General features: G+C 28.0%; 4 protein-coding genes. 3 read left to right on the forward strand and 1 reads right to left on the reverse strand.

The window, feature by feature from the left end; genetic code table 11:
- Positions 1 to 245 precede the first annotated feature (245 nt).
- Together KPL38_RS18820 and KPL38_RS18825 are read left to right on the forward strand one after the other, a co-directional pair.
- Positions 246 to 449: a cold-shock protein gene (locus KPL38_RS18820; RefSeq protein WP_216290669.1), complete on the forward strand. Its 204-nt coding sequence runs from the start codon at positions 246 to 248 to the stop codon at positions 447 to 449.
- A 227-nt stretch (positions 450 to 676) separates the two neighbouring features.
- On the forward strand, positions 677 to 904 hold the full coding sequence (locus KPL38_RS18825) for an alpha/beta-type small acid-soluble spore protein (protein ID WP_216290670.1): 228 nt from the start codon (positions 677 to 679) through the stop codon (positions 902 to 904).
- Between the two features lie 124 nt (positions 905 to 1,028).
- On the opposite strand, the gene KPL38_RS18830 is transcribed toward KPL38_RS18825, so the two are convergent.
- A complete protein-coding gene (locus tag KPL38_RS18830) occupies positions 1,029 to 1,985 on the reverse strand; it encodes an asparagine synthetase A (RefSeq protein WP_216290671.1) in 957 nt (318 codons plus the stop codon).
- Positions 1,986 to 2,264: 279 nt separating this feature from the next.
- On the opposite strand from KPL38_RS18830, the gene KPL38_RS18835 reads away from it, so the two are divergent.
- Positions 2,265 to 2,729 carry an Lrp/AsnC ligand binding domain-containing protein gene (locus tag KPL38_RS18835; protein WP_216290672.1) on the forward strand — a complete coding sequence of 155 codons (465 nt, stop codon included), beginning with the start codon at positions 2,265 to 2,267 and terminating at the stop codon, positions 2,727 to 2,729.
- The last annotated feature ends 174 nt before the right edge of the window (positions 2,730 to 2,903 follow it).

The following is a 2,903-nucleotide window of genomic DNA, read 5'->3' on the forward strand; positions in this document are numbered from 1 at the left end:
TATCTAATATTATTATAATAATTTGTAAAGGTAAAATCTACCTTTTAATTTGTAAGACTAACTTCCACTGTTTTATGTATTGGGGTGGAATTTACTTTTGCAATTGAGGTTGTAGATAAAAGTTGCAAATTTTTGCTAAGAAGGTTGATATTTGGTGCATGTTATGGTATATTATTAGGTAACACTATTGATGCAAAATTAGTGTGTCATAGGTAATGGTGTTTGTATTATTTGGAGGTTTATTAATGAAAACAGGAACAGTTAAATGGTTTAACACACAAAAGGGTTTTGGATTTATTGAAGTTGAAGGTGAAAAAGATATCTTTGTTCACACAACTGGAATAAAAGGAAATGATTTAGGAAAAAGTCTTGAAGAAGGTCAAAAAGTTGAATTTGAAACAGAAGAAGGACCTAAGGGACTTCAAGCAATTGAGGTTTCAGCAATATAAATAATTAATATTTATAGTACAAAAAGCCACCTTTATTAAGGTGGCTTTTTGTATATCTATTTTTAATTAATTAAGCAAATTATTAAAAGAAATAATGATGTTAAATATATAGAATGAATAAAATATTGCTCTTTTAAAAATACTATCTATAGATATATAATATGAATACAAAATCACATAGAATAAATCTTTACAATTTACAATTTAAATTATATGGAGGTAGTAAAATGAGCAGAAGAACATTAGTACCAGAAGCAATGGGAAAACTTGAAAAATTTAAGATGGAAGTAGCAAGTGATATGTCTCTAGATAATGTTGTAAACAACAATGTAGATATGGGAGATGTGCCTAGTAACATTGTAAATAAAATAAAAAATTCTGGGAATGTTGGTGGAGAAATGGTAAGGAGAATGGTAGAAGCTGCTGAAAAAAGTATGGTAGATAATAACAAGTAAGACGATAACGACATTGTATTGAATAAATTTTAAATGTAATTGTACGTATACGTTGTTCAAAAATAAATAGAGTGAATTTCGCATTGAAATTCACTCCATTCATTTTTAATAATTTTATTTTAATTTAGAAAATATATTTTTGTCCTGGTTTTCTGCAGAATAAAGTAACATCGCTAATTTCTGGTTGTTGTGTAATAAATCTTGTTATTCTTTCAACTCCGAAACCTGCTCCAGCAGTTTTAAATAGTTCACCTTGTTTTGCGAGTTCTATATAATATCTAAATGCATATTCATCAGTTCCAAGTTCTCTCATTCTTAATAGTATTCTATCTAGTGTGAATTCTCTTTCTCCTCCACTTAAACCTTCGCCAAATCCTAGTGGCCAAATAAGATCATAGTTTCTATAAGTTCCTAAGTTATCTAAGTCCTCAGCATCATAGAATTCTCTCTTATGGTTTGTTAAGAAGAAAGGCTGTGATGCTGCTTTTGAAGCTTCTGCTTCGAAATCATCACCATATTTAGCTTGCATCTCATTTGTTGTATATTTTTTGAATGGCCCAGTTAGATTAAGATGATCGGTGCCTACTCCGAGTCTAGTTAGTTCTGGAACACAGTTTTCTTTAACAAATTTAAATATATACGTTATAATTTCTTCTATAAATTTAAGGACAGATTCCATAGTGCCTTCTTTGAATTCAAAATCAACTTGAGTGAATTCAAATAAATGTCTTGAATCTCCTCTTGTTGCTTTTTCTAGTCTTATGTTTGGAGATACAATATAAAGGCTATCAATATCTGAGTTTAACATTGTCAATTGCTTGTGGAATATCATTGATTTCATAACATTAAATGTTTGTTTGTTGTAGTTCAATTCGCATTCTTCAACACTGTGGTTTAAGGTGTCTGTAATAGGAGACATCATAAGAGGTAATATTCTAGTTATCCTTCTCTTATACATAAATTCATCTACTGCTTTCAAAACTGACTGTTGAACAAATAATATATCCTTAATTTTCTTGTTTTTAATCATACCAACTGCTTTATCTAATGTTTCTTTTTCTTCTTTTATTAATTCTGTCATTACAAATTCCCCCTAATAAATTTTCATTTACATTTAATCCATTGATAATATAATAATACAATTGGCTATTTATTGCAATATATTTAATTAAAATTTATTATTTATGTAAAATTAGCAATAAAAACGTGATATTATTAACATAATGATAAATCAAAAGCAAAAATTACTTTTTTTTTGCTAATCCGTTAATTGGTTTGTTATAATAATATAAAGTATGTGATGTGGTTAAATAAATCAATGCAAAAGAAAGTGCATTAGATATTATTAGGAGCTGATATTATGGAATTAAATGTTTCTGGTTTAGATGAATTAGATTATCAAATATTAGATGTTTTAATTAAAGACTCTAGAACTCCTTATCTTGAAATTGCAAGGAAATGTCATGTGAGTGGAGGTACTATTCATGTTAGAATGAATAAAATGCAACAAATGGGTTTAATCAAAGGTACAAAACTTATATTAGATATGAGCAAACTTGGATATGATGTATGTTGCTTTATTGGAATATTTCTTAACAAAGCATCTTCATATCCGGATGTATTAGAACAACTAAAAAATATAAAAGAAATAGTAGAGCTACATTACACTACTGGTGCATATTCTATTTTTATTAAAGTTATGTGTAAGAGTATATCTAATCTTCAAGATTTACTTATGAATAGGCTTCAAGTAATATCTGGAGTCCAAAGTACAGATACATTTATAACCTTATCCCAACCTATTGATAGAAATATATCGCTTTAATATTAAGAAAATAAAATAAGGATCAATTGCAATAACAAGTTGAACCAATTTGTATTTATGACCTAAATCGTTGAATTTACTTATGCTGCATAAATTATATCTAATTGTGCTTCGAATAGATCTTCAGGAGTTTTATATTGGAGTATACGCCTAGGAAGCGTATTCATCCATTCC

Source organism: Clostridium psychrophilum, assembly GCF_018861705.1.
Taxonomy (GTDB): Bacteria; Bacillota; Clostridia; order Clostridiales; family Clostridiaceae; genus Clostridium_AD; species Clostridium_AD psychrophilum.